2 protein-coding genes are annotated in these 3584 nt (G+C 69.1%); both read left to right on the forward strand.

Features of this window, described 5'->3' with window-relative positions; all coding sequences use genetic code 11:
• Nucleotides 1–288, forward strand: a 288-nt coding sequence (locus ACP4IX_RS35930) for a glutamine amidotransferase-related protein (RefSeq protein ID WP_426558806.1), incomplete at its 5' end; no start/stop codon positions are given.
• Nucleotides 281–3584: carbamoyl-phosphate synthase large subunit (gene carB, locus ACP4IX_RS35935; RefSeq protein WP_426558808.1), on the forward strand; the 3304-nt coding region annotated here is incomplete at its 3' end. The genes ACP4IX_RS35930 and carB, both read left to right, overlap by 8 nt.

Raw genomic sequence — 3584 nt, forward strand, 5'->3', positions numbered from 1 at the left:
CGGGGTATCAACCAGCCGGTGCAGGACCGTACGACCGGCAAGGTGGAGGTCACCGCGCACAATCACGGGTTCGCGGTCGATGCCCCGCTCGACAAGGTTTCCGACACCCCTTACGGCCGTGCCGAGGTCTCCCATGTCTGTCTGAACGACAGCGTGGTGGAGGGGCTCCAGCTTCTGGACCGGCCGGCCTTCAGTGTCCAGTACCACCCGGAGGCGGCGGCGGGCCCGCACGATGCCGCCTACCTGTTCGACCGCTTCGTTTCCCTGATGGAGGGCCAGCGTGCCTAAGCGCACCGATATCCAGTCCGTCCTGGTCATCGGCTCCGGCCCGATCGTCATCGGCCAGGCCGCCGAGTTCGACTACTCCGGTACCCAGGCGTGCCGGGTCCTGAAGGCCGAGGGCCTCAGGGTCGTCCTGGTGAACTCCAACCCGGCGACGATCATGACCGACCCGGAGATCGCCGACGCCACCTACGTCGAGCCGATCACTCCCGAGTTCGTCGAGAAGATCATCGCCAAGGAGCGCCCGGACGCGCTGCTGCCCACTCTGGGCGGCCAGACGGCGCTGAACACGGCGATCTCGCTGCACGGCAGCGGTGTCCTGGAGAAGTACGGCGTCGAGCTGATCGGCGCCAACGTGGAGGCGATCAACAAGGGCGAGGACCGCGACCTGTTCAAGGACGTCGTGGAGGCGGTCCGCAAGAAGATCGGCCACGGCGAGTCGGCCCGGTCGTACATCTGCCATTCCATGGACGATGTCCTCAAGGGTGTCGAGGAGCTCGGCGGCTACCCGGTCGTGGTCCGCCCGTCCTTCACCATGGGCGGTGCGGGTTCCGGGTTCGCGCACGACGAGGAGGAGCTGCACCGGATCGCCGGGCAGGGCCTCACCCTGTCGCCGACCACCGAGGTGCTCCTGGAGGAGTCCATCCTGGGCTGGAAGGAGTACGAGCTGGAGCTGATGCGCGACAAGAACGACAACGTCGTGGTGGTCTGCTCCATCGAGAACTTCGACCCGATGGGTGTGCACACCGGTGACTCGATCACGGTGGCGCCCGCGATGACGCTGACCGACCGCGAGTACCAGGTGCTGCGCGACGTCGGTATCGCGATCATCCGCGAGGTGGGCGTCGACACGGGCGGCTGCAACATCCAGTTCGCGGTGAACCCCGAGGACGGCCGCGTCATCGTCATCGAGATGAACCCGCGCGTCTCCCGCTCCTCGGCGCTCGCCTCCAAGGCGACCGGCTTTCCGATCGCCAAGATCGCGGCGAAGCTGGCTGTCGGCTACACCCTGGACGAGATCCCGAACGACATCACGCAGGAGACCCCGGCCTCCTTCGAGCCCACGCTCGACTATGTGGTGGTGAAGGCCCCGCGGTTCGCCTTCGAGAAGTTCCCGAGCGCGGACTCGACGCTGACGACCACGATGAAGTCGGTCGGTGAGGCGATGGCCATCGGCCGCAACTTCACGGAGGCGTTCCAGAAGGCGCTGCGGTCGCTGGAGAAGAAGGGCAGCCAGTTCACGTTCGTCGGCGAGGCGGGTGACAAGACGGCGCTGCTGGAGGAGGCCGTCCGGCCGACCGACGGCCGGATCAACACGGTCATGCAGGCCATCCGCGCGGGTGCGACGCCCGAGGAGGTCTTCGCGTACACGAAGATCGACCCGTGGTTCGTCGACCAGCTCTTCCTGATCAAGGAGACCGCGGACGGCCTGGCCCAGGCGCCGGAGCTGACCGCGGGCCTGCTGGCCGAGGCCAAGCGGCACGGTTTCTCCGACCAGCAGATCGGTGAGATCCGCGGCCTGCGCGAGGACGTGGTGCGCGAGGTGCGGCACGCGCTGGGCATCCGCCCGGTCTACAAGACGGTCGACACCTGTGCCGCCGAGTTCGCCGCGAGGACGCCGTACTTCTACTCCTCCTACGACGAGGAGAGCGAGGTCGCGCCCCGCGAGAAGCCCGCGGTGATCATCCTGGGGTCCGGTCCGAACCGGATCGGCCAGGGCATCGAGTTCGACTACTCCTGCGTCCACGCCTCCTTCGCGCTGTCGGACGCCGGGTACGAGACCGTGATGGTCAACTGCAACCCGGAGACCGTCTCCACCGACTACGACACCTCCGACCGGCTGTACTTCGAGCCGCTCACCCTGGAGGACGTCCTGGAGATCGTCCACGCCGAGCAGCAGGCCGGCCCGGTCGCGGGCGTGATCGTCCAGCTCGGCGGGCAGACCCCGCTCGGCCTCTCGCAGGCGCTCAAGGACAACGGCGTCCCGATCGTGGGCACGTCGCCGGAGGCGATCCACGCCGCCGAGGACCGCGGCGCCTTCGGCCGGGTCCTGGCGGAGGCCGGGCTGCCGGCCCCCAAGCACGGCACCGCCACCACCTTCGCCGGCGCCAAGGCCATCGCCGACGAGATCGGCTACCCGGTCCTGGTCCGCCCCTCCTACGTGCTGGGCGGACGCGGCATGGAGATCGTCTACGACGAGACCCGCCTGGAGGCCTACATCGCCGAGTCGACCGAGATCAGCCCTTCCCGCCCGGTCCTGGTCGACCGCTTCCTCGACGACGCCATCGAGATCGACGTCGACGCCCTCTACGACGGCCAGGAGCTCTACCTCGGCGGCGTCATGGAGCACATCGAGGAGGCCGGCATCCACTCCGGCGACTCCGCCTGCGCCCTGCCCCCCATCACCCTCGGCGGCTTCGACATCAAACGGCTGCGCGCCTCCACCGAAGCCATCGCCAAGGGGGTCGGCGTCCGCGGCCTGATCAACATCCAGTTCGCGCTGGCCGGGGACATCCTCTACGTCCTGGAGGCCAACCCGCGCGCCTCCCGGACCGTGCCCTTCACCTCGAAGGCGACCGCGGTACCGCTGGCCAAGGCCGCCGCCCGGATCTCGCTGGGCGCCACCATCGCCGAACTGCGCGCCGAGGGCCTGCTCCCGGCCACCGGTGACGGGGGCGAGCTGCCGCTGGACGCGCCGATCTCCGTCAAGGAGGCCGTGATGCCGTGGTCCCGTTTCCGGGACATCCACGGCCGCGGCGTCGACACCGTCCTGGGCCCGGAGATGCGCTCCACCGGCGAGGTCATGGGCATCGACTCCGTCTTCGGCACCGCGTACGCGAAGTCGCAGGCCGGTGCGTACGGGCCGCTGCCGACCACGGGGCGGGCGTTCATCTCGGTCGCCAACCGTGACAAGCGTTCGATGATCTTCCCGGCGCGTGAGCTGGTCGCGCACGGCTTCGAGCTGCTCGCCACGTCCGGTACCGCCGAGGTCCTCAAGCGCAACGGCATCAACGCCACCGTGGTGCGCAAGCAGTCCGAGGGGACCGGCCCCAACGGTGAGAAGACCATCGTCCAGCTCATCCACGACGGCGGGGTCGACCTCATCGTCAACACCCCCTACGGCACCGGCGGCCGCCTCGACGGCTACGACATCCGCACCGCCGCCGTCGCCCGTTCCGTGCCGTGCCTGACGACCGTCCAGGCACTCGCCGCCGCGGTCCAGGGCATCGACGCCCTCACCCACGGCGACGTGGGAGTCCGCTCCCTCCAGGAACACGCCGCATTCCTCACCGCGGCCCGCG

The sequence above is a fragment of the Streptomyces sp. WG5 genome, from assembly GCF_049974565.1.
GTDB lineage: Bacteria > Actinomycetota > Actinomycetes > Streptomycetales > Streptomycetaceae > Streptomyces.